The sequence below is a fragment of the Methylosinus sp. DMC45 genome (genome assembly GCF_056313885.1).
In genome coordinates this window covers 196,220-219,130 of sequence record NZ_JBQUZK010000038.1, presented here as the reverse complement: position 1 = coordinate 219,130, position 22,911 = coordinate 196,220, and the positions used below count along the sequence as shown (strand labels likewise).

21 protein-coding genes are annotated in these 22,911 nt (G+C 65.8%); 5 read left to right on the top strand and 16 right to left on the bottom strand.

Annotated elements, in window-relative coordinates:
- Positions 1-46: 46 nt before the first annotated feature.
- The 3 genes from ACT53T_RS11755 to ACT53T_RS11745 form a co-directional block, all read right to left on the bottom strand.
- Entirely contained in the window at positions 47-412 is a 366-nt protein-coding gene (locus ACT53T_RS11755) for a c-type cytochrome (RefSeq protein WP_476161330.1), read from the bottom strand.
- 139 nt (positions 413-551) lie between these two features.
- Complete coding sequence (locus ACT53T_RS11750; RefSeq protein ID WP_476161329.1) at positions 552-2,024, bottom strand: ATP-binding protein; 1,473 nt, start codon at positions 2,022-2,024, stop codon at positions 552-554.
- Complete coding sequence (locus tag ACT53T_RS11745; protein ID WP_018264192.1) at positions 2,021-2,740, bottom strand: response regulator; 720 nt, start codon at positions 2,738-2,740, stop codon at positions 2,021-2,023. Before ACT53T_RS11745 ends, ACT53T_RS11750 begins: the two co-directional genes overlap by 4 nt.
- A gap of 317 nt (positions 2,741-3,057) precedes the next feature.
- On the opposite strand from ACT53T_RS11745, the gene ACT53T_RS11740 reads away from it, so the two are divergent.
- On the top strand, positions 3,058-4,383 hold the full coding sequence (locus ACT53T_RS11740; protein ID WP_476161328.1) for an MFS transporter: 1,326 nt from the start codon (positions 3,058-3,060) through the stop codon (positions 4,381-4,383).
- A gap of 75 nt (positions 4,384-4,458) precedes the next feature.
- Here ACT53T_RS11740 and ACT53T_RS11735 read toward each other — a convergent pair whose 3' ends face one another.
- From ACT53T_RS11735 to ACT53T_RS11720, 4 genes are all read right to left on the bottom strand, one after another.
- On the bottom strand, positions 4,459-5,385 hold the full coding sequence (locus ACT53T_RS11735; RefSeq protein WP_476161327.1) for a DUF6492 family protein: 927 nt from the start codon (positions 5,383-5,385) through the stop codon (positions 4,459-4,461).
- A 94-nt stretch (positions 5,386-5,479) separates the two neighbouring features.
- Positions 5,480-6,769, bottom strand: a complete 1,290-nt coding sequence (locus ACT53T_RS11730) for an O-antigen ligase family protein (RefSeq protein WP_476161326.1) — start codon at positions 6,767-6,769, stop codon at positions 5,480-5,482.
- Positions 6,766-7,734, bottom strand: a complete 969-nt coding sequence (locus ACT53T_RS11725) for a glycosyltransferase family 2 protein (RefSeq protein WP_476161325.1) — start codon at positions 7,732-7,734, stop codon at positions 6,766-6,768. The genes ACT53T_RS11730 and ACT53T_RS11725 overlap by 4 nt, the downstream gene beginning before the upstream one ends.
- Positions 7,731-9,530: a hypothetical protein gene (locus tag ACT53T_RS11720; protein ID WP_476161324.1), complete on the bottom strand. Its 1,800-nt coding sequence runs from the start codon at positions 9,528-9,530 to the stop codon at positions 7,731-7,733. The genes ACT53T_RS11725 and ACT53T_RS11720 overlap by 4 nt, the downstream gene beginning before the upstream one ends.
- A 268-nt stretch (positions 9,531-9,798) precedes the next feature.
- Here ACT53T_RS11720 and ACT53T_RS11715 point away from each other — a divergent pair, with 268 nt between their 5' ends.
- Positions 9,799-11,244, top strand: a complete 1,446-nt coding sequence (locus ACT53T_RS11715) for a lipopolysaccharide biosynthesis protein (protein WP_476161323.1) — start codon at positions 9,799-9,801, stop codon at positions 11,242-11,244.
- On the opposite strand, the gene ACT53T_RS11710 is transcribed toward ACT53T_RS11715, so the two are convergent.
- A complete protein-coding gene (locus ACT53T_RS11710; protein WP_476161322.1) occupies positions 11,241-13,424 on the bottom strand; it encodes a TonB-dependent receptor in 2,184 nt (727 codons plus the stop codon). The genes ACT53T_RS11715 and ACT53T_RS11710 overlap by 4 nt on opposite strands.
- Before the next feature lie 202 nt (positions 13,425-13,626).
- Between ACT53T_RS11710 and ykgO the strand changes: the two genes are divergently transcribed.
- On the top strand, positions 13,627-13,752 hold the full coding sequence (gene ykgO / locus ACT53T_RS11705; RefSeq protein WP_018264215.1) for a type B 50S ribosomal protein L36: 126 nt from the start codon (positions 13,627-13,629) through the stop codon (positions 13,750-13,752).
- 64 nt (positions 13,753-13,816) lie between these two features.
- Here ykgO and ACT53T_RS11700 read toward each other — a convergent pair whose 3' ends face one another.
- Positions 13,817-14,749: a histone deacetylase family protein gene (locus ACT53T_RS11700; protein ID WP_476161321.1), complete on the bottom strand. Its 933-nt coding sequence runs from the start codon at positions 14,747-14,749 to the stop codon at positions 13,817-13,819.
- A 241-nt stretch (positions 14,750-14,990) separates the two neighbouring features.
- Here ACT53T_RS11700 and ACT53T_RS11695 point away from each other — a divergent pair, with 241 nt between their 5' ends.
- Complete coding sequence (locus tag ACT53T_RS11695; protein WP_018264217.1) at positions 14,991-15,605, top strand: L,D-transpeptidase; 615 nt, start codon at positions 14,991-14,993, stop codon at positions 15,603-15,605.
- Between the two features lie 72 nt (positions 15,606-15,677).
- The gene (locus ACT53T_RS11690; protein WP_476161320.1) at positions 15,678-16,043 is read left to right on the top strand and encodes an endonuclease domain-containing protein; all 366 of its coding nucleotides are present in this window, start codon (positions 15,678-15,680) and stop codon (positions 16,041-16,043) included.
- Between the two features lie 64 nt (positions 16,044-16,107).
- On the opposite strand, the gene ribB is transcribed toward ACT53T_RS11690, so the two are convergent.
- The 7 genes from ribB to mmoX all read right to left on the bottom strand — a co-directional run bounded on the left by ribB (position 16,108) and on the right by mmoX (position 22,795).
- Positions 16,108-17,187, bottom strand: a complete 1,080-nt coding sequence (gene ribB / locus ACT53T_RS11685; RefSeq protein ID WP_400766141.1) for a 3,4-dihydroxy-2-butanone-4-phosphate synthase — start codon at positions 17,185-17,187, stop codon at positions 16,108-16,110.
- Positions 17,188-17,463: 276 nt separating this feature from the next.
- On the bottom strand, positions 17,464-18,495 hold the full coding sequence (mmoC, locus tag ACT53T_RS11680; protein WP_400766143.1) for an aromatic/alkene monooxygenase hydroxylase FAD-binding subunit MmoC: 1,032 nt from the start codon (positions 18,493-18,495) through the stop codon (positions 17,464-17,466).
- A 16-nt stretch (positions 18,496-18,511) separates the two neighbouring features.
- Positions 18,512-18,847 carry a soluble methane monooxygenase-binding protein MmoD gene (gene mmoD / locus ACT53T_RS11675; RefSeq protein WP_036296715.1) on the bottom strand — a complete coding sequence of 112 codons (336 nt, stop codon included), beginning with the start codon at positions 18,845-18,847 and terminating at the stop codon, positions 18,512-18,514.
- A gap of 80 nt (positions 18,848-18,927) precedes the next feature.
- A complete protein-coding gene (gene mmoZ / locus ACT53T_RS11670; protein WP_476161319.1) occupies positions 18,928-19,437 on the bottom strand; it encodes an aromatic/alkene monooxygenase hydroxylase subunit gamma in 510 nt (169 codons plus the stop codon).
- A gap of 25 nt (positions 19,438-19,462) precedes the next feature.
- A complete protein-coding gene (gene mmoB / locus ACT53T_RS11665; protein WP_018264223.1) occupies positions 19,463-19,879 on the bottom strand; it encodes a methane monooxygenase regulator MmoB in 417 nt (138 codons plus the stop codon).
- A 15-nt stretch (positions 19,880-19,894) separates the two neighbouring features.
- Positions 19,895-21,082 carry an aromatic/alkene monooxygenase hydroxylase subunit beta gene (mmoY, locus tag ACT53T_RS11660; RefSeq protein ID WP_476161318.1) on the bottom strand — a complete coding sequence of 396 codons (1,188 nt, stop codon included), beginning with the start codon at positions 21,080-21,082 and terminating at the stop codon, positions 19,895-19,897.
- A 132-nt stretch (positions 21,083-21,214) separates the two neighbouring features.
- Positions 21,215-22,795 (bottom strand): aromatic/alkene monooxygenase hydroxylase subunit alpha, encoded by a 1,581-nt coding sequence (gene mmoX, locus ACT53T_RS11655; protein WP_476161317.1) that lies wholly within the window; start codon positions 22,793-22,795, stop codon positions 21,215-21,217.
- Positions 22,796-22,911 lie beyond the last annotated feature (116 nt).

The following is a 22,911-nucleotide window of genomic DNA, read 5'->3' as shown; positions in this document are numbered from 1 at the left end:
GACTGATTAGGGCCTCGCGCGGCGGGGGTCCAGCGGGGACGCGCGTTTACCCGTTTTTCGGCCGCTCATAGCGGTCTATGCCCGGCTCGGGGGCGCGTGGGCGCGGGTCGAGGCTGCGGATATAGGAGACGATATCGTCGATCTCGCGCCGCGAGAGATGCATGTCCGGCATTTTGGGATGCGGATCGACGAGGAAATTGGCCAGGGCCTTGGCGTCCGTGCGGCGCTGGGCGACGTCGGCGAAGGAGGGGGCGTCGGCGTTGGCGGTCTTCTGGGCGCTCGTCACCACATGGCAGGCGGAGCACCAGCGCTCGGCGATGCGCTTCCCTTGGCCGGCGTCGCCGGCGGCGGCCGGCGCGCAAAAGGCCGTGAGCAGGGCCAGCGACGGAAAGAGGTGGCGCGAGAGTTTCATGCGGGGCTCCTCCGGCTCGTCGCGAGAGCGGGCGCGTCGCCCGACTCGCAGAAGAGACATGAGACCACGAATCCGCGCCGCCGAGAATCGCGGGTCGCGCCGAGGGGCCGCGACCAGACAGCGCAGGCGCGGGCGCCGATCAGGCCGCCTCCGCCTCGGCTTTTTCGGCCGGCCGCAGCGTCACTCTCGCGATGAGGCCATGCGGCTCGCGGTCCAGCAGGCGCAGCGAGCCGCCGGCCTCCTCGAGGAGGGCGCGCACGATGGAGAGGCCGAGGCCGAAGCCGGCGTGCTCGTTGAGATTGCGTCCCGGCCGGCCGCGCACGAAAGGCTCGACGACCTCGGCCTTTTCCGCGTCGGGAATGCCGGGGCCGTCGTCGGCGACGTCGATCTGGACGCTCTCCTCGGCTCCGCGCGCCACCGATATGACCACGCGGCGCCCATGGGTGACGGCGTTCTCGACCAGATTGGCGAAGACGCGCTGCAGATCGACGAGCGAGCCGATCACCATGCGCCGCCCGTCGCCCTCATAGGCGACGTCATGGCCGAGATCGGCGAATTGATCGGCCACCGTCTGCAGCACGCTGTCGAGATCGACGATCTCCTGCGTGTGGCGGTAGCGCTCCTCGCGCAGGAAAAGCAGATTCTTGTAGAGCATCGAATCCATGAGCTCGACGTCGTGCAGCATTTTGGCGCGCAAGGCCTCGTCGTCGATGAATTCGGCCCGCAGCCGCATGCGCGTGATGATGGTGCGCAGATCATGGCTGATCGCCGCCAGCACGCGCGAGCGCGCCGCGATCATTGAATAGATGCGCGCCTGCATGCGATTGAGCGAGCGCGTGAGGTCGCGCACCTCCTGCGGGCCTTTTTCCACCAGCAGCGCGCTCTCGCAGGACTCGCTCGGGAATTTCTCCGCCCTGTGGGCGAGCTCGACGAGCGGCGCGACGACCGCGCTCGACGTCCACAGCGTCAAAATGGCGGCGCAGATGAGGAAGAAGAATGCAGAGGCGAGCCAGATGCCCAACAGATGCGGCAGATCGGGCGTAGGCGCCGGGCAGCCCTGTGGCTGCGGGGGCGCGGGGCCTCCCGGCGCGCCGAAAAAATCATCCGGCGGCGGGCCGCGCGGGCCGTCCTCGCCGAACGCGTCCCGTCGCGGTTCGCGCGAGATCGGAGTGAGCGTCAGATAGCCGCCCTTGCGCAGCGCAATGGCGAGACGACGGCCATCGGGCGCTATGCCGAAGACCTCCGCATCGGGCCATAGCCGCCCGCGCACCGAGATCGGCGAAGGCTCGCTGCGGCCGGCTTGCGCCGCGGGCGGACGCTCGGCGGAGACGCTCGGCCGAATTCCATGGGTGAGGTCGTCGAAAACGACGACGAGCCTCTCGCGATCGGCGAGGGAGGCGAGATCGAAGGCCCAGGCGAGAGCGGAGGCCGTCTCGGTGGAAGCGGCGCGCGCGCGCGGCGGCCGTTCCTCGCGAGCGCCGCCGCGCTCATAGTGGAAGACATGTACGGCGATCGTCACGCAGAGGTGGAACAGCACGATCGAGGCGAGCACCAGAATGGCGATCTGCCCGGCGAGATGATCGGGCCGCAGCGCGCGCCAGAAACGCCTCACGCGCGCACCACCTGCGGCGTGAACAAATAGCCCTCCGAGCGGATGGTCTGAATATAGCGCGGGTTCTTGGGGTCGCCCTCCATCTTCTGGCGCAGCCGGCTGATGAGCACGTCTATGCTGCGCTGGAAGGGGCCGGCGGTCGGGCCATGGGTGAGATCGATGAGCTGGTCGCGCGTCAGCACGCGATTGGGCCGCTCGCACAGCGCGTAGAGAAGATCGAACTCCGCGCTGGTGAGCGCCACCTTGGTGCCGGCGGGCGTCGTCACCTGATGCGCCATTATGTCCACGCGCCAGCCTTCGAACAGATAATAGCGCGAGCTCGTCTCGTCGCGGCTGGCGAAGGCGGCGCGGGCGCGGCGCAGCACCGAGCGGATGCGGGCGAGCAATTCGCGCGGATTGAAGGGCTTCACCAGATAATCGTCGGCGCCCATCTCGAGCCCGAGAATGCGGTCGACGTCCTCGCCCTGCGCGGTGACGATGACGATGGGCAGATTGCGGTCGGCGCGCAGCCGGCGGCAGATGGAGAGGCCGTTCTCGCCCGGCAGATTGAGATCGAGGATCACGAGGTCGAACTCGCGCTTGGCGAGCGCCGCGTCCATTGTCGCGCCATCGGCGACGACGGAGACGTCGATCTGATGGGTCTGCAGATAGCGAGAGATCAATTCGCCGATTTCGGAGTCGTCCTCGACCAGGAGGATCGCGTCTGTCTTCGTCACTCGAGCGCACCTGAGGGAATCGTGGGCGGCGGCCTGGCCGTCGCGTCGGTTCGAGGTCTATCCCGCCAATATGTCTCGATCGTTTCCGGGTCGGAATTAGGGCGGGCGCGACCAAGGCGTTTTTCCGCCATTTTTTGGACGAGCCGTCCGCGCTCGCGAGGCGGCGCGCGGCGCGGCGGACAAACGGCGGAAACGCGGGGGCGTTCGCGGCGGTTCGATGCGCGGATTTGCGTCCGCGCCGGCGCCGGCCCATAGTCGCCCGAGACATGTCGCGAGAGACATATCACGAGAAACTTGGCGCGAGAGGCGAGGGCGGATTGGCGGACGCGCGCGAGGAAACGCTCGAGGAGGAGAGCCTCGCCGAGGCCGCCCGCCGGCTGAAGGCGATCATCGTCGGCTCGCTGGGCAATCTCGTCGAATGGTATGATTTCTACGTCTATTCGGCGTTCTCGCTCTATTTCGCCAATACCTTCTTTCCGGGCGAGGATCCGGTCGCGCAAATGCTGTCCAGCGCCGGCGTCTTCGCGCTCGGCTTCTTCATGCGGCCGATCGGCGGCGCGCTGTTCGGCGAGATCGGCGATCGTTTCGGGCGTCGGCGCGCGCTGACGCTGTCCGTTCTCTTGATGTGCCTCGGCTCGCTCATCGTCGCCGCCGCGCCCGGCTATGCCACGATAGGCGAGGCGGCGCCGGCGCTGCTCCTCTTCGCGCGCCTGCTGCAAGGCCTCAGCCTCGGCGGCGAATATGGCTCCTCCGCCGCCTATCTCTGCGAGATGGCGTCCTCGCGCCGGCGCGGATTCTATTCCAGCTTTCAATATGTCACGCTCATCGGCGGTCAGCTGACGGCGCTTTTGGTGCTGCTCGTGCTGCAAAATCTCGTCTTCACGCCGGAGGAATTGCGCGCCTATGGCTGGCGCGTCCCCTTCGCCATAGGCGCCGCGCTGGCGCTGTTCGCGCTCGTCATGCGGCGCGATCTCGAGGAGACGCAGGCCTTCGCTTCCGAGGCGTCGCCGCGGCGGCGCAGCTCCTTGCGCGCGCTCCTATCCTATCCGCGCGAGGCGGCGACGGTGGTGGGGCTGACCATGGGCGGCACGCTCGCCTTCTATGTCTACACTACCTACATTCAGAAATTCCTGAAGCTTTCCGCCGGGCTGAGCGATGCGCAGACGACATGGATCAGCGCCGGCTCGCTCGTCTTCGCCATGGCGCTGCAGCCGGCCTATGGCGCTCTGTCCGATCGCGTGGGACGGCGTCCGCTGCTCATCGGCTTCGGCGTGCTCGGGACGCTCTTCACCGCGCCGCTGATGACGGCGATCCAGACCGCGCGCGGTCCCTGGACGGCCTTCGCGCTGGTGCTGACGGGCTGGCTCATCGTCGGCGCCTATACGTCGATCAATGCGCTGGTGAAGGCGGAGCTGTTCCCGGCGTCGGTGCGCGTGACCGGCGTCGCCGTGCCTTACGCCGTCGCCGTATCCTTCTTCGGCGGCACGGCCGAATATGTCGCGCTCTGGTTCAAGAGCGCGGGGCGCGAGAGCTGGTTCTATTATTATGTCAGCGCGGCGATCTTCTGCTCGCTGATCGTCTATGCGCGCATGCCGGAAACGCGCGCCGCCTCGCGTATCGACGCCGATGTCGAGCGAGCCTGAAGGCTCGCGGTCCTGAGAGCGTTTTGGACCGCGAGCCTTCAGGCTCGCATCGCGCATCGATCGCCCAAAAGCATATCAGGCGGCGGCGCCGCCGGCGAGCCGCGGCGCGAAGGGCGAGGCGCCCGCCGGCAGGGCGAGGCCCGCCGCCTCGCGAATGGCCTGCACCGGCGTGCGCGAGAAGGATTCGACGCAGAGCGCGATCTTCGATGTCGAGGCGCCGGCGAGCAGCGAGGCGAGGCCGGCGCGATCGAGCGGCGCCTCGTCCCAATAGGCGACGGCGAGGCTCTGCGGCACGATCTCATGCGCCGCCATCAGCCGCGGCGAATGGCGCACGAACTGCCCATAGAGCAGATATTCGGAGAAGGCGCGCGTCCGGCACAGCGCCAGGAACCAGTCGACCCCGGTGGCGTCCTCTATCGCCCGCGTCATGGCGCGCACGGCGTCCTTGTCCCAGACGATGAGATTGCCGATGTGATCGTCCGCCGGAAAGCTGCTCGGCGGCAGGCCGAGCAAGCGGTCGCCATTGGCGATCCATTTGGCGTGCAGCGGCGCGTCGGCGGCGATTGCGCCATGCGCGATATAGAGCGGCGAGCGCGCGCCGCCGGCATAGGCGCCGATGTCGAAGCGGCGGATGATGACATTGTCGGAATCGACGATGCAGAAGCGCTGCTCCGGCAATTGCAGCACGGCGGCGATCTTCAGCATTTGCTGAATGTGCCAGCCATGCACCGGCCGCGAGCGGAAGGACCACCACACGCGCCGTCCGTTGCGCATCAGAAAGGGCGGCACCAGGCGCAGCCAGCGCGGCAGAAAGCGCGAGCAGGGCAGGATGACGCGGCGCGGGCCGGCGAATTCCGCGAACAGCTCCATATCGTCGTCATTGACGATGACATAGTGCCGCTCATAGCCGGTGAGGCGGCGGTCGACGCTCTCGCAGAGCAGAGCGAAGCGCTCGCGGTCGGCGCGATGGGTGGGCGTGATGAGCGCGATCGGTCGTTCCATAGGCGTTCCCCTAATGACATTGGAGCAGGCCGCCGCCGTGCCAAATTGGGACAGGCTCCCGGTTTCACATGGGAGGTCGCAAAGCCCGGGCCGGTCAGCCGCGAATCTTGAATTCGGCGAGAAAGCGAATGCCGAAGAGGGCGAAGAGCATGCCGATCCAGCCCGGATTGGCACGATCGAAGAAGAAGCTCTCGAGCGAGTTGAGATAGAGGCTGAACATCCAAATCTGCAGGAAAAGCAATGACACCGCCGGCTCGTCGCCGCGCGCGCAGACGCGGCGGACGTCGCGCGCCGGCTGCACGATCAGCGCCGCGAAGGCGAAGGCCAGACCCGGCAGGCCCATGGCGAGCACTGTGTCGAGATAGCCATTATGGGCATGGGCGGCGTTGCCGGCCCAGATCGTCGTGTCCTCGCCGCCGAAGCGCAGCGCCGCAGTGGCCCAGAATCCGCCGAGCCCATGTCCGAAGATCGGCGTCTCGGCGGCCTTGGGAATGGCGAATGTCCAAATATCGGTTCGGCCGGTGAAGGAGGCGTCCAGCGGCAGCGACGCGGCGATGGCGCCGAACTGCGGGACGAGGATGGAGCCTATGCCGAAGAAATTCAGCAGCGCCAGCGGCGAGAAGACGATGATCGACCACAGCACGACATTGCGCGTGCGCTCGGCGAGCAGAGAGAGGAGGATCGTCGTGATGCAGATGGCGGTCGAGCTCTTGCCGCCCGAGCAGAGCACGAAGAGGAGCGAGAGGACGAAGATCGCCCAGCCCTCGACCGTGCGGCCGGCGCGCAGCACGAAAATGCCGATGAATGTCAGCATGGAGAAGACGGCGCTGGCGACATTCTTATGGCCGAACACGCCGCGCCAATCGCCGGCGAGCTGCGGCTCGCCGATGTCGGTCGCCTGATGGATCGTGTAATGCGGCAGGAAGACTAGGCCGAAATAGGAGAGGCCGACGATGATGAGCGCGACGATGCTCAATAGCTTGGCGAGATCGTCGCGGCCGCGCGGCAAGAGGAAGAGCGAGAGGCAGCAGGTTCCGACGCAGCCGAGCATCACCACGCGCTTCAGCGAGTTGGAGATTTCGTGCGAGGTGACGAGCGTCACGCCGATCCAGCCGGCGAGCGCGATATTGGTGGGCGTGGCGAGCGCGGCGAGCGCCGGCCGATCGGTCCGCCAAATATAGAAGAAGGCCGTCGCCGCCATCAGGCCGAAGGCGGCGTAGAGCTGAATGTCGCGGCCTTCCGCGAGCTCGAGCGTCTCCGGCGACGCGAGATCTGCGAAAGGCGAGAAGGTGATCCAGCCGACGAGCAGAATGGCGCAGAAGAGGATCCCGCGGCCGTCGATCTCGTCCAGCCCCCCGGCCGAGGAGGCGCTCATATCCGTCATGAGGAATAGCGATAGGGCTGCGGCATCGCGCCGACCGAGGCCAGCAGCCGGCCGATCGCTATGCCGATGGGATGGGTGGCGGCGAGCGGATGCTTGGACTCTCGCAACATGCGCAGCGCGCGTTGCAGCGAGACCGGGCCGAGCGCCAAATTCTTGGCGATGAGCAGCAGACGCTGGCGCAGGCTGCGCGCCGCGAGGCGGTCGATGCTGTAATTGATCGCGCCCGTGGCGAGGCTGCGGCGCAGCACCCAGCCGAGCGCGAGCCGCCCGGGCGTCACCTGCTCATAGATTTGCGCCTCCTGGCGCCAGAAGAATTTGAAGCCGGCGCGACGGCAGCGGGTGAAGAACTCCGTGTCGCCGCCGCCGAGAAAATTGAATCTCGGATCGAGCGAGGGCTCTGCGAGTCCGTCGAACACCTCGCGCCGCAGCAGGCAATTGCCAGTGCCATAGATGATCGGCACCGGGCCGGTCTCGCCGAAGGCGGGCCAGAACACCGGATGATCGCGGAAGGCGGGCTTGGCCTCCGCCGGGAAGATCGGCGTCACCGGGCCACCGACGATATCGGCGCCCTGGCGCGCGCTGGCGACCATCTCCTCCAGCCATTGCGGCTCGGCGCGCTCGTCGTCGTCGATCATCAGGAAATATTTCGCCGCGGGAAAGCGCTCCCGCGCGAGGCGAAAGGCCGCGTTGATCGCATGGACATTGCCTTGGCGCGGCTCCACCGCGGCGACGCCGGCGAGACGCCCGTCGCGGAAGAAGGATTGCGCCACCTCGAGGCCGACGGGCGCCGGCGCGTCATTGTCCACGACGACGACGGCGAAGGCGACCTGCGTCGCCTGCGCCACGATCGACTCGAGCGTCGTCCTGAGCATCTCGGGACGGCGGAAGGTCGGAATGCAGACGACCGCCTCGAAGCGATCGGCGTCGGCGATGGGGTCGAGGGGTAGCCGAGTGCTTTGTGTCATTCCAGATTCATCATCAGGGTGAGGGCGCCGAGCGTCGCCGTGGTCGGAGCGCCCGCCGTCGCTCTGCGGTCGTCGCGGCCGGCTTCGGCGTCGTGGTCGGCCGCCTGGAGAAAAAAACGCATCTTCTCCAGCACCGCCTCTCGCGAGAGCGCCGAGGAGAGCGCGTGATCGGCGCCGTCGATGACGTCGATCTCGACATTGGGGAGATTGCGCAGGAAGCGCGCGTCCGGGCCGAAGCAGACGTTCATCTCTTCTCTGCCGACGTCATGGTCGCCATGCAGCATGAGAATGCGGACGCCGCGCGCCGCCAGCTTGGAGAAGTTGGTCCGCGCCTCGCGCGCCTTGCCATGCGCGAGGCCGAGCCGTTGCGCCAGCGCTCCGGCAAAGGCCGACGCCTTGCGACGCAGGAGAGCCGATGCGATGTCGGCGAGCGTGCCGAGCGAGACTTCGCCCGTGACGACGCGCGCCCAGGCGCGGGCGCTCATCGCCTTGGCGACATAAGTATGCGTCGCCGCAAAGCCCATCTCGAGCAGCTTGTCGCGATCCTCGCCGTCGATGCGGCCGAAGATCTGGAGATTGGCGAGCGCGAGCGCCTGCACGCGCTCATCGGCCAGCGCCGCGTAGAGCGCCAGGGCCGCGCCGCTGCACACGCCATAGATCGTCACATTCTCGAGGCCGCGCATCTCGAGAAAATCCAGCGCCGCCGAAACATCTTCGGCGCGCTCCATGCGATAGAGCGCCCCGCGCGGCCCTTCCGCGAGCACGGCGGAATCGCCTATGCCGAGCGTGTCCATGCGCAGCGAGGCGACGCCGAGGCGCGTCAGCGCGCGCGCGAAATCGACAGTGGAGCGGCCGCAGCCGATGTGATGATTGGCGCCGGTGTCGAGCAACAGCACGGTCATCTTGGGCTTGCCGCGCGGCAGGCACAGCACGCCGGCGAGCTGTCGGCGCTCGCCGAAGACGACGCCGCGCTCGATGAAATGCTCTGTGGCGAGCGCGCCTTGCGGCGGCTGCGCGATCAGCGCCGGGCCGGCGCCCGCGCTGGCGAAGGCGACGACGGCGTCGAGATCCGCGAGCGGCGGCGGCGGCGGCATGGGCGCCGGCGTCAGCGCGCGATAATCGAGAAGCTCGCGCGTCTCGACAGCGGCGCCGAGCGATTGCAGACGTTGCAGATAGTCGGGCGCCGGCTTCGCCGCCGGATCGTGCAGCACCAGAACGCGCTCGGCCGGCGCCGTCTCGAGCCGGGTGAGGTCGATGCGCTTCATGGCGGCGGCCATGGGCGCAGTGATGGTGAAGCCCTCGAGGCGAATGTCGTCGCCGGCCGTCGCCGCGGCCACGCTCGCCTCCGGCGTGGCGCCGCTCGCCGCCAGCACGCGCGCCATCATCTTGAGCTCGCGCAGATAGGAGGAGCCCTTGACCACCGGCGCGATCTGCACGAGGCGCTCGACGCCGCCGATCTCCGCCGCGAGCGCCGCGCCGAGACGCAGGCCGACCAGCGCCACCTCGCGCACGCCGATCGCCTCGCGCATCCAGCGCACGGCGGCGCGGATCTGCTCGCGCCAGGCGTCGACGATCGCCGGATCGGCGGGATCGCCGAGGGAATCGCCCTCGCCCGGATAATCGAAACGTAGAGTGGGAAGGCCGGCCGCCGCCAGACGATCGGCGAGCACGCGCCAGGACTGATGCGCGCAAAGACCTTCATAGCCGATGGAAGCGCACATGACGACGCCGCGGTCGCCATCCGCATGATGCAGCCATCCGAAGCTTTCGCCGATCGCCACAGGCGTGGAATTCATGTCCTCGACTCGCTCACGCTCACGCATAATCACACCATGCTCGTTTTAAGATTTTGTGCCTGGAGCCGCGATCTCTTCTCGAGCTCAGGCTTTCGATTCGGTTCAAATCGGCGCAAAAGGCGCCTGCCGGCCGTAGAGAAGAAGAAACCATGCCAGCGCTCATCCCGCCGCCCGCTGGCACGAATCTTCGAGAATTTCGCGTATCGGCAGAATGTGCGTCCCAGAATGGCGCAACGGCCCCCGCCAAAGGACAAGGACAGCAGCGCCCATGCTCGCCAGGCAGACCGTCGTCTATTTCGCGGCCAATGTGTTCTCGGCAATCTTCGGCCTGCTCAACACGATCGTGTTCACGCGCGTCTTCGCCGCCGCGGCCTATGGCGATTATCTGCTGGGCTTCGCCTTCGCCACGCTTCTCGCCACGCTTCTCTCCAGCGCGCTGAAGCTCGCAATATTGCGCGAGCAGGCGAAGGGCGACGGCGCCGACATTCGCGGCGCGATCCTCGCCGCAATGGCGCTGCTCGCGCCTTGCGCTCCCTTGTTCTTCTTCGTGGCGCGGATGACGGGCCTCGCCGCGCCGGTCTCGGCGGCCGCCGTTATGCTGGCCTTCGCCGTCACCCTCTATGAGACGAGCCAGGAATCGCTGCGCGCTGCGCAGAAGGCGGTCGATTATCTGCGCGGCACGGTCTATCGCACGCTGCTGGTCTCGGCGCTCGGCGTCGTCGTCGCCTTCGCGAGCGCCAGCGGCGCGGCGCTGCTGGTCTCTTCTTCCATTGCGCTGGTCGTGGCGACGGCGCTGTTCTGGCGCGCATCCTGGGGCGACGCCCGGCCGCGGCTCGATCGCGCGCGCCTCGTCGAGATCGGCAAGGCCGGACTGCCTTTCACCTTCTCGATGTCTTTGATGGCGCTGGCGAGCGTCGCCGACCGCTTTCTGCTCGCCGAGCTCTCCGGCGTCGCCGACGCCGGCCGCTATGGCGCGAGCGTCGATCTCGTGCGGCAGGCGCTCATCATTCCGGCGATCAGCGTGTCCACCGCCTTCGTGCCCATGGCGGTGCGGCTCTTGGCCGAGCGCGGCGAGGCGGAGGCGCGTCGCCATCTCGAGAAATCATTGGAGCTGCTGCTCGCCGTCGCTCTGCCGGCCTGCGTCGGCTTCGCGCTCGTCTCGCCGCAGATCGCCGATCTCGTGCTCGGGCCGCAGTTTCGCGAGACGGGGAGCTGGGCCATGCCCATTCTGGCCATGGCGGTGGTGTTTCAGATTCTGACGCAGCAATATCTGCACACGAGCTTTCTGCTCTCCAACCGCAACAGCTTCTATCTCATCAACACGGGCTCGATCCTCGCCTTCAATCTCATCGTCTCGGCGCTGCTGATCTATCGCTTCGGCCTCGCCGGCGCAGTGTGGGGCCGCCTCGCGGCCGAGATGTTCGGCTGCGCGCAGGCCTATGCGCTGAGCCGTGTCGCTTTCGCCATGCCGCTGCCGTTCGGCCGGCTCGCGCGCGTCGGCGCGGCGACGGCGGCGATGGCGGCTGCGGTTCACGCGCTTTCAGCCGAAGTCGCGGCGCTGCCGCCGGCGCTCGCGCTCGTCCTATTGGTGGGCGCCGGCGTCGCCGCCTATGCGCCCGTCGCTTTCGCCTTCGATCTCGCGGAAGCGCGCGCGCTCATCGGCGGCGCGGCGCGGCGCCTCGGCGCGCGCGCCTGTCAGAGCCCCATCGGCTAGAACACGAAATTCGCGAACAGCCGCACATTGGCGCCCGGCATCGGAACCTCGTCCTTCTTGTAGGATACGCTGTTGCGAATGTCGGCGTTGAGCAGATTGTCGCCGACGATTCCGACGCTCATCTCGCGGGCGGGGAACTCGCCCTTGGGCAGCGTGACCTTATAGCTGATCTCGGCTTTCAGCAGATTATAGCCCTTGGTCGGCGTCTCGGCGATTTGCGCGATATTGTTCTGCGCGAAAGCGTGCAGATAGCTGACGCGCGCCAGCCAATTGGAGTCGCGCCAGAACAGTCCGCCGCCGACGCGCACGGGCGGAATGCGCGGCACATTGGTCCCATCGGCGAAGGTCGCGCGCACCACGTCGAATTTATTCTCGACGCCGAGGATTCCGCCGGCGATCTGCAGCGCGTCCCATTGGCTCTGGAACTCGCCGCCGCGGAAATTGGCGTCGCGCTGCGAATAGAGCGCCTGATTGAGCGGGCCGCCGACGCCGGCCGGCGAGCAGCTGTCGAAATCATCCGCGCAAGTCTCGCCGGAGAGGCGGCGATAGATGAAGCCGTCGAAATGCGTGTAGAAAAACGTCGCCTCGAAGCGGAATGGCCCTTTGGCGCGGCGCAGGCCGACCTCCACCGTGTTCGCGGCTTCTATTCCGAGCAGCGGATTGCCGATGTCGAAAGTTCCCGTCGCGTCATGGACGCCATGCGAGAACAATTCCGGCCCACGCGGCGCGCGCTCGACATGCTGCGCCGTCACGCTCGCCACAGTGTCGAAAGGCGTGTCCTGCAATAGGCCGACGGCGACGCTCTTGGGCGTGAAATGGCGATCATATTGGAAGGAGATGGTCGGATCGAGAAAGAGATCGGGCGTCTGCCCGGTCGCCTCGACACTCTCTATGCGGCCGGCGACCTGCAGGCGCAGCGAGTCGGTGAGCTTGAATTCATTGAAGAGATAGAAGGCGATGCTGTGCGAGTCGGTGGGATCGAACAGATTGCCGCCGGCGCCGGGCGCGGTGAGCCGCTGATGCGCGCCCTGCACGCCGAATGCGGTGGTGAGCTTGGCGAAGCGCAGATCGAAGGGCGCGAGCTGCGCCTCGATCCGCGCCTCCTGCTCCTGATTGGTGAAGGTCTGCTGTATGCCCTCGGCGCCGCCCTCGAGACCGATTTCGTGATGATTGTAATCGCTCGCGCCGGCCCAGAGGCGAATGGCCTCGATGAAGGAGGCGGGCGGGCGATATTCGCCTTTCACCGCCACTTTCGTCTGCCGCAACTGGATGCGCGTGCGGCTCTCCGTCGAATCCATGCCGGGGATGCGATAGACGCTCTCGAATTGCGTGACCGAGGCGCCGAAAAAGCCGCGATCGAAGATGTAGGAGCCGCCGGCCGACCAGCCGCCGGAGCGCATGAAGGAATTGGGCTGGCGTCCGAAGACCAGCGGCGCCGGATCGGTCGGCGCGAGATAAGGGTAGGAGGGAATTGCGTAATTGCTCGTGCGGCGGCCATGGGCGTCGGCGTGCAGCGCGAAATTGCCCTGGCCGACGTCGATAAGCGCCGCCTGCTCCAGCCCGGCGTCGACGGTCGAGACCGCGCTGCGCGTCTCCAGCCGTGTGCAGGGGCCGGGGAGAGTCTCGTCGCCGCGGCAGGGCAGGGCCTCGGGAATGCGGTTGTTGGTGGCGTTGACGACGCCGCCGATCGCCTGCGAGCCCCAGCGCAAGGTGGCGGGGCCGCGCACCACCTCGACACGATCAGCGCCGAGCGGGTCGAGCGGCACGCCATGATCCTCTCCGAGCTCGGAGACGCCGCTGGAGCCGAGGCCGTTCTCCTGAATGCGGACGCGATGCGCGTCGAGGCCGCGGACGATCGGCCGGCTGGCGGCGCCGGGCGCGAAGCTGGAGCCGGTGATTCCAGGCTTGTCGAAGAGGAGATCGCCGAGCGTCGCGCCGCCGGAGCGGCGAATCTCGTCCGAATCGACGACCGTCACAGTGGCGAATTGGTCCGCGACTATAGGCAGAGCGCCGCGCGTCTCGGGCGCGGCGGGCTGCGCCGTCGCCGGGGCGCGCCGAATTGGGCTCGACGCGGCGATGTCGATCTCGGGAAGCGCCTCCTGCGCGCCCGCCGGGACGGAGCCGAGCGCCGCCAAGAGAATTCCGCCCGATAGAGTGCGGCGGATAGAAGAGTTTTCCATGGATCTCGTCCCCGAGAGCATATGTTATAACATAACGTGAATAATGCGCCGGAGGCTCGGCCATTGTCAATCTGCTGCGCCGCCGCGCGCGACGAATGGGTGTGGAGGGCTTGATCGCGGAGCGGAAATCGGGCATAGGCTGCGCCCACGAGGCGCTGGGCGGTGATCCCGGCTACATGTAATTTTGTCCGGGGATCGACCGATGAAAGTCCGCAATTCGCTGAAGTCTCTGCGTGCGCGTCACCGCGCCAACCAGCTCGTGCGCCGCAAAGGCCGCGTCTATGTCATCAACAAGGTGCAGAAGCGCTTCAAGGCCCGCCAGGGCTGACGAACCGCCCGCTTCGCGCTGAATTTACCGACGCGTCGCCCTCGAGCGGCGCGTTTTTCGTTTCTCAGGCGCCCATCAGCGCCAGAATATGCGCCGCGGCCGAGCGGCCGAGCGCGGTGAGGTCGTAGCCGCCCTCGAGCAGCGCGACGACGCGCCCGTCGGCGCTGCGCAGCGAGGCGTCGATGATGCGCTTGGTCGCCTCGCTATAGTCGCGCTCGGTGAAGCGCAGGCCGCCCAAGGGATCGTCCCTGTGGCCGTCGAATCCGGCCGAGATCAGCACCAGATCGGGCGCGAAATTTTTCAGCCGCGGCAGGATGCGCGTCGTCAGCGCCTCGACGAAATCATCGCCCGTCGCGCCCGCGAAGAGCGGAGCGTTGACGATCTGGTCGAACTCGCCGGTCTCGCTCGTCGCCCCCGTGCCGGGATAATAAGGCGCCTGATGGGTGGAGCAGAACAGAACCTGCCGATCCGCCCAGAAGACCTCCTGCGTCCCATTGCCGTGATGAACGTCGAAATCGACGATGGCGACGCGCTCCGCGGCATGGGCGGCGATCGCATGGCGCGCAGCGATGGCGACATTGTTGAAAATGCAGAAGCCCATGGGCGTCGTCGGCCCGGCGTGATGGCCGGGCGGGCGCACGCAGACGAAGGCGGTGTCCGCCGCCCCTCTCATCACCTCGTCGACGGCCGCGGTCGCGCCGCCGGCCGCATGAAACGCCGCCTCCAGCGATTCGGGACACATCAGCGTGTCGGGATCGAGCGCGACGAGCCCCTCGCGCGGCGCGGTTTTCTCGATCGCGCGCAAATGGTTCTCGGGATGGACGCGCAGCAGCGCCTCCCGCTCTGCGGCGGGCGCGGAGACGCGAATGAGATGCTGGAACCGCTCGGCCTCGAGCTCGCGCTCTATGGCGCGCAGCCGCTCGGGCTGCTCGGGGTGGCCCGCGCCCATATTATGCGCGAGGCCGCTCTCATGTGTGAAGAACAGGGTCCTCGTCATGGCCAGCCGCTCTCGACTCTCGCTAAAGAAGTCGCCCCGCCGAAGAAGTCGAGGCCCTTGTAGCACGCCGCCGCGCCGGGAGGGCGCCGGAAAAATTCTCAAAAAAGCGCAACTGACCCTCCGCCGCCGTTGCGTTGCGGCAACAGGTCGGGAATTATTGCGAACCGATGTTTCCGTTCAGTAAGTTTATGGTAAGCAAATTCCTAAATAGATGCTTCGGGCGTTGAGAAAGGGCGCGTTCATGGATTCGAGGCAGGGTTTCATCGCGGTCGTTCTCGCTGTCTCGCTCGCCGGCTGCAACGCCGCGTTCGGGCCGCGCTTGCCGGATCCGCAGCTCAGCGGACGCGACGCACAATTCATGGCTCTGGTGCCGACGGCGGATGTCGGCGCGGCCTATGAGCGATATCTCGTGGACTTCAAGACGAGCGAGGCGCCGGGCTCCATCGTCGTGGATACGAAGAATAAATTCCTCTACCTCGTGGAGCCGAACGGCAAGGCGATCCGCTATGGCGTCGCCACCGGGCAGGAGGCCTATGGCTGGACCGGCCGCGCCGTGATCGGCGGCATGCAGGAATGGCCGCGCTGGATTCCGCCCAAGGACATGCTGGAGCGCTGGCCGCATCTGCAGCCGACGGCCGACGCCGGCGGCCTGCCCGGCGGCCCGGACAATCCGCTCGGCGCCCGCGCTCTCTATCTCTTCGAGAATGGGAAAGACACGCTCTACCGCATTCACGGCACCAATGAGCCGGAGAAGATCGGCCAGAGCGTCTCCTCCGGCTGCATCCGCATGCGCGACATAGACGCCATCGACCTCTACAGCCGCGTCAAGGTCGGCGCGAATGTCGTGGTGATCTGAGGGCGACTCCCTCTCCCCGCGAGCGGGGAGAGGGTCGGGGTGAGGGGCCGGGGCGTTTCGCGGAGCCTTACGATGCGCGGCCTTCGTCTTTACGAAACAGCGCGAAGCCGCGAATTACGGGCGGCGCGGACGCCGGCGGAAGAGCGTTTGTGGGGGGCGCTGAGGGCGCGTCGCCTCGCCGGCTATAAATTCGTCCGCCAATTGCCGATCGGTCCTTATTTCGCTGATTTCGCTTGTCGGGAGGAAGCGCTCGTCGTCGAGGTCGATGGCGCGACGCATTCCACTGACCAGGAAGTCGCTCGCGACGCGCATCGAGATCGGATTTTGGGCGAGGCGGGCTTCAGGGTCCTTCGCATCGCCAATGACGACGTGTTTCACAATCTCGATGGCGTAAAAGAGACGATTCTCGCTTCATTGGAGCAGCGAGAGACATTGTAGCCTCTGGCCCAGGCCCCTCACCCCCGCCCTCTCCCCGCTCGCGGGGAGAGGGAGTCGCGCTGCGCTAATCCAGCGGCTCCACCGCCAGTATCTCTATGCCGAAGCCCGAGAGGCCCACATAGGTGCGCGGCTTGGGCTTGGAAGTGCGCAGGCGGATCGAGGTGACGCCCAGATCCTTCAAAATCTGCGCGCCGAGACCCACGTCCAGCCATTGCGCGGTGCGCGCCTCCTCCGAGCTGCTGTCCGAGACGACCGGATTGACCGGAACGCCGGCTGCGCCGTCGCGCAGATAGACCAGCACGCCGCGACCTTCCGCCGCGAAACGCTCCATGGTGCGGCGTATGGCGTCCGCGCCGCCGAAAACGTCGGCGATGATGTCGGCGCGATGCAGCCGAGCCGGCACGCCCTTGCCGTCGCCGATCTGCCCGACGACGAAGGCGAAATGCTGCACCGGATCGAAGGCGCTGACATAGGCGTGGCAGGTGGCCTCGCCGGCGAAGGTCTTGACCGGAAAGCTGGCGACGCGCTCCACCAGCTTCTCGCGCGCCTGCCGATGGGCGATGAGATCGGCGGTGGAAATCATCTTCAGCCCATGGGCCGCCGCGAAATCGACGATCTGCTTGCCGGCCATCACCGTGCCGTCGTCATTGGCGAGCTCGCAAATGACGCCGACCGGCGGCAGGCCGGCGAGCCGGCAGAGATCGACGGCCGCCTCCGTATGGCCGGAGCGCATCAGCACGCCGCCTTCCTTGGCGATGAGCGGGAAGACATGGCCCGGCCGCACGAAATCATGCGGGCCGCGATTGCCATTGGCGAGCGCACGCACCGTGTTGCAGCGCTGCTCGGCGGAAATGCCGGTGGTGAGCCCCTCGCGCGCGTCCACGCTGACGGTGAAGGCGGTGCCGAGCGGCGCGTCATTTGCGGCGACCATGGGCGCGAGATGCAGCCGCCGCGCCTCTTCCAGCGTCAGCGGCGCGCAGACGATGCCGCAGCAATGGCGGATGATGAAGGCCATTTTCTCGGGCGTGCAGAGCGAGGCGGCGATGATGAGGTCGCCCTCGTTCTCGCGGTCGTCGTCATCGGTGACGACGACGATCTCGCCGCGCCCGATGGCCTCTATGGCCTCGGTGACGGAATGGGACAAGACGGGCTCCGCTGTTCCCGGCGCATTGGGCCGGCGCGGCTGTTCTACTCCCGCGCCCCAGCGGATTCAAACTTTAGCGCGCTTTCCGATCGAACGATTTCGTTCGATCGATCAGAATTCGCGCCCGACGAGAGAAGCTAGAGCGCTATCCGATCCAATTGGATCGGATAGCGCTCTAGCGAGCGCGAACAAAAAACTGCCCGAGTCGCCCCGGGCAGAAAAGTCGGGAGCCCCGCCCGGCGAGCGCGGCCGAGCGAAGATCGTTCGGCGCGCGGCTCAGCCGCTCGCCAGGAATTTCTCGAGATAGACCTGCTCCTTGGGCACGCCCGCCGTCGCCGCGGCGTCGAAGGCCGCCTCGATCATGCCGGGCGGGCCGCACAGATAGATATCCGGCTTGCCGCGCAGCTTCTCGAGCTCGGCGCGCATGAGATCGATGACCGTTCCCTTGGCGACGCCATTCGCCTCGCTCGCATTGACGACCGCGACCTTCACATCGAGGCTCGGCATGGCGTTCTGCAGCGCTTTGAGCTCCTCGACATAGAAGAGCTCCTCATAGTTGGTGACGCCGAAGAACAAGGTCGACGGTTGCTGGTCGCTCTCCTTCTTCAGCTGCCGGATCATCGACAGCACCGGCGACAGTCCCGTGCCGCCGGCCACGAAGAAGCGCGGCCGCTCGCTCTTGTGCAGCATGAAGGAGCCCGCCGGTCCGCGCAGCGCGACGCGCAGGCCGACCTTGGCCTGCGTCTGCAGGAATTTCGAGAAGGCGCCGTCCGGCAGCAGGCGAATGAAGAATTCGAGCCGACCATCTTCCGCGACCGAAGCCATGGAATAGGAGCGGCGCGTGTGCGTGCCCGGAATTTCTATGTCGACGAATTGCCCCGGGGCGAAGTTCAGCGCGATCGGCGCCACGCCATCGGCGGTCAAAGGCTGCAGCACGAGCCGCACGACATTGGACGACACGCGATCGCATTCGACGATCTCGGCCAGCCAATTGGTCTGGATCGCCTCGAAGGAGATGCGATCATAAGTGTAAGGCACGATCAGATGCAGATCGCTGCGCGGGAAGGTGCGGCAGAGAAGAACCTTGCCGTCCTCCTCCTCGTCCGGCGGCAGCGCCTGCACCTTGACGTCGATGAGCTCGTAATCGCCATCCGTGCAATCGGCCTTGCAGGTGGCGCAGCCGCCCGCGCGGCAGGAAGAAAGAAGAATCACGCTTTGACGAAGCCCTGCCGAAATGACGTCCTCGCTCGGTCCGCATTCGAAGGAGCAGGTTTCTCCGTCCTCTGTCTCGATGACGATCTGATACATACGTCTTCCGCCCTTGCTACTCTGGCTGCGCCAGCTCGTTTTTCGTCGTCTCGTTGCGATCGTCGATCGGGATCGGCGTGCCGAGCGTCTGCAGCAGACGCTTGATCTCCGCGCTATTGCCGCCCGGCTGCGCCGCCGCCTCGTCCTGCCGCTGGAAGAAGCGGAGCACATGAGAGACCGCCTCGCGCGCCGAATCCAGCGACAGCGAGCAGCCTTCCTGCACGAACTCCCCGTCGCGCAAAATCTCCCAGCGCCACATGTAATCGAGGTCCATCGTATAGGCGGCGTAGCGTGAATCTGCGTGAATCAGAATCCGCTGCTCTTCCGCTTCTCGTTCCGCGCCATGCGCCATGGCCTTCCCTCCCTTGTCGCGATGACGTTCGGGCGGAAGGACCGCCCGAACGCTCGTTCTTTTTCTTTCGAAGGAAGCCGTCAGGCCTGCAGATGCAGGACCTTGACGCCGCGCTCCTTGCGCAGACCCTCGAGCGGGGTCGCGTAATAATCGGTGTTGCGCAGCTCCATGAGAATGGTGCCCAGCGCCGCATCGGTGCGCAGGAACACATTCACCGGCAGAACCGGCGGCTTGTAGAGCTGACGGAACTCGACATGGATGCGCTCCGCCGCATATTTGCTCTCGGCGGCCTTGATCTTGGCGATCCAGGTCGCTTCCACCGCAGCGGCGTCCTCGCCGGTCGTCGCCTTGGTGATGAGGTCGGCGACGGAGAGCTTCTCGGTCTTGAGCACCGAGAGACGCTCCTCGATCTTGCGCTCGATATATTGATAATCGACGTCGAGATCGTAGCTCTTGCGGAACGGCGAGGAATAGGCGACGCGGAAGTCCTGAATGAACTTCGTCGCCTGCTCCACACTATTCAGCTTCGCGATCTTGCCTTCCCACTCGGTGCGAGTGACGTTCTCGTGGATGGGTTCTCTCTTCGCCATTGTGGCAATCCTTATCGTCGGCCGATCAAATGTCGGTCAGGGCGCGATCGAGGCCCATGAGCTCCGAGGTGATGGTGAATTTCGTGCCGAGCGTGTAGGCGCGGCCGACGGTCGACGACACATTCACGAGAAGGTCGTAGACCGAGAACGGCTTGCCCAGCAGATCGGAGGCTTCGGCGGCGTCGATCTCGATCGCGCCATCGGCCTTGATCCACCAGAAGCCCGCCTTGTCCTCGACGACGATCGACGGATTCTTGGCCTTGCCGGCCTGGAGCACGATATCCTCGATGATCGCGTCGATCTCGTCGCTCTTCATGAGAACCAGAACCACGGCGTTGGACTCGTGGACGACCTGATTCTCCTCGGCGAAGAACTCGTCCGCGAAGGCCTTGCCGGTCTTCTGCATGATTCCGGCGTTGTAAGCGTTATGCGCGCTGGACATAGGAGCGTTTCCTTCTCAATTCTTGTAGCCGGCGAGAACGGCGTCGACCTTCTGGTCCACGTCGATTTTGAAGCCGATCTTGTCGGCGTAATCGATCTTCCAGTCGCCGAAGACGCGCTGCAGCGCCTCCGAGACGCCGGCGCGATCGGTCGCGCCGGCGACCTTCTCGACCTTGGCGTAGATGCCGACGAAATCCTTCAGCGCCGTGACCGAACGCGCGAGATAATGCTCGGTCCAGGCGTTGAGGAAGGTGCGATTATGCGCGCCGAATTCGGGATCATTGGCGAGGCTGTAGACGAACAGATCGTCGATCGCCCCGCGCGTGATCTGGAAATAGGTCTGCGACTGCGCGGTGAAGAAGGGCGTCAGCGTGTCGCCATAGACGGTGGCCAGACGCTGGAAGAACTCGCGACGGGCGAACTGGCCGAAGGTCGCGTCATAGACGGCGTGACCCGCCCAGAGGATCTCGTTCCAATCCTGAATGCCCTGCCAGATCTCTTCCACCGCGCCGCGCGCGCCGGCGTAGATCGGATCGGTCGTCCAGATATTCTTCGGAACGTCGGTCGACGCATCGAAGCCGGGAACGAGCTTGGCGATGAACAGGCGCTCCGTCTGGATCGACTGCGCATTGTCCACCTTGTCGAGAGCCGCGAAAATGGCCGACTGGCGGATCGTATCCGAGAGCGAGTCGCGGCCGACCGACGAATGCGAGTTGAACAGCCCGTATTCGTTGTAGAGCAGGGCGCCGTAATATTTGTTGAGGATCTCGTCCCGCCAATAGGCGTCGATGGTGCGGATCGAGCCTTCGGACGAATAAGCGGCGAGGAAGCGCTGCGTGTAGCGCGCCTCTTCCGACTTGTCCTTCACATAAGGCGCGTGCCAGCGACGAGCCGGATCGCGATGGCGATACCAGTCGGTCGTGCGCAGCTCGGTGCTCTCATTGCCCCAGGACGGACGGCCGCCGTGGAATTTCTGCGTCCAATCGCCCCAATCGAGGCCGCCGGCGATCCAGTCGGGATTGGGCTGCGCATAGACCGACAGCTGCTCATATTCCGACAGACGCTTCCAGCGCGGCTGAATGAAGTAATGATACTTGCGCTGCGTGTCGAGCGCGTGGTCCGGGATCGCGGCGGCGATGATCGCTGCGCGCTCCGGGTCGGTGAGACCTCGCTTCGTGACTTGAGAGCTCTGAGGCTGTGACATTTCAGACGTCCTCCACTTGAGGGTTTTTCGTGCTTCGTGCTTGTCGACGGACGCGCGTCGCCCGCCGAGACCCGGCGCGCGCGAGGCGCGCCGGGAACCCGTTGCAATTCGACGCGAGGCGCCGAGCGCAGATCAGAATTTGGCGAGCGGATCGGGGAAGACGCAGCCCGCGCGCTTGATGTCCTCGAGCGTCCAGAGATTGTCGCCGCGCACATGGGGCTGGGCGATCAGCGTCTTGCCGTCGGAGCGAACGCCATGGCCCTCGGCGATCACATCGGACAATTCGCGTCCCTCATACTGCTCGAAGATATTGTGGCATTCGTAGCGCTCTGGCTCCGACAGCCACATGCGCTCGCCCCAATCATCCGTGAGCGAATGCTTCTTGCCGTTGAGCTCGTGCACGCGCAGCGAGCCGGAGCCCTTGGCGAGAGACGGGATGAACGGCACCTGCGAGACGCGGTCGATGTAGACGTCATGACCGTTGGCAAGCAGCCAGGCGTAGGGGATGAACCCGCTCTTGGGATCCTCATAGCCGAGCTTCTTCCACTCGTTGTAGATCTTGCCGTAGTGATCGGCCCAGCCCGGATAGTTCGCCTCGAACCACTCCTGATCCTCCTCGTCCGGCAGAGCCAGACGCGCGAAGCCGAGCGGCCACAGCGCATAAGCGGCGAGGGCGAGATCGTGATGGGCCCAATAGGCGTCCGTCTTGGCGTCGCGCAGCGAGCGGGGGCTCTCCACGCCATACTTGCCGAGGCGACCGATCCAGATTCCACCCCAATCCTCGTAGACCCAGCGGTTCCAGGTCTTCACCCACGGCTCGACCTTGAACTTGGAGCCGTATTCGAAGAGATAGCCGAGCGCCGGCGTGAAGTATTTCTGCTGCGTCCAGAAGGCGTTGTTGAGATCGGTGTTGAGATATTTCGCCGCCGCCGGATCATTGGCGATGGACACCACCGTCTGATAGCCGTTCGCCATATGGCGCAGCTCGTCCGTCTCCACCGACAGAAACACCGTCGGCGTGATCTCGTCGCCATTGGCCGAGGCCCATTCGGTGACGGCGACGATCAGCGGATTGGTGAAGCAGGCTTCGCCGACCAGCTGCAGATTGATCGAGCATTCCACGGCGTCGCCGGAGATGAAGCCGTCGGCGAAGACGCGCTTCATGCCCTTCCACAGCGGGCCGATCGCGCGGGTGCGACGGGCGTCATTGTGGCCGGCGGGATCGTGATAATGCTTGGAGTAATAGTGATTGATGAAGGCGCATTGATGCGTGTGACGAATTTCGTCGAGCACCTGAGCGAGATAGCCGTTCTTCTGCTCGGCGGCGGTGGCGCTGTCCCACAGCATGGCCGAGGCGGCGATGGCGTTATACTCGCCGACCTCGAGGAAGTTCGAGATCACTTTCATGGTCTCGCCCCAGCGGGGATGCACCTTGTTGCCGGCGCCGAGACGCGTCAGGCCATCGAGCAGAGTGCCGAACTGGCGCTCGTCCTTGGCCGCCTCCATGCGGGCGTATTCCTTGGCGATGACCTTGAACTGCTCCTTGGTCTGGTTCGCCATGTGATATTTGGTGGCGTATTTGGTGCGGTTTTCCTTGAAGTCCCAGTTGAAGCTCTGCAGCCACTTATGGACCTCCTGCGGCTCGACGCCGACCGGAGCGCGATTGACCTTCAGAGCATCGGTCGCCGCTTTTGTCGCGAGACTGATCGCCATGCTTTTCCTCCTCACAGACTTTTTGTTTCTCGGATTTGCGCCTTTGTCTGCGGTCGACAAATCCGAACGTGTGCGCCGCTTTCCAAACTTTCGAAATGGAAACATTCGATGTCGTC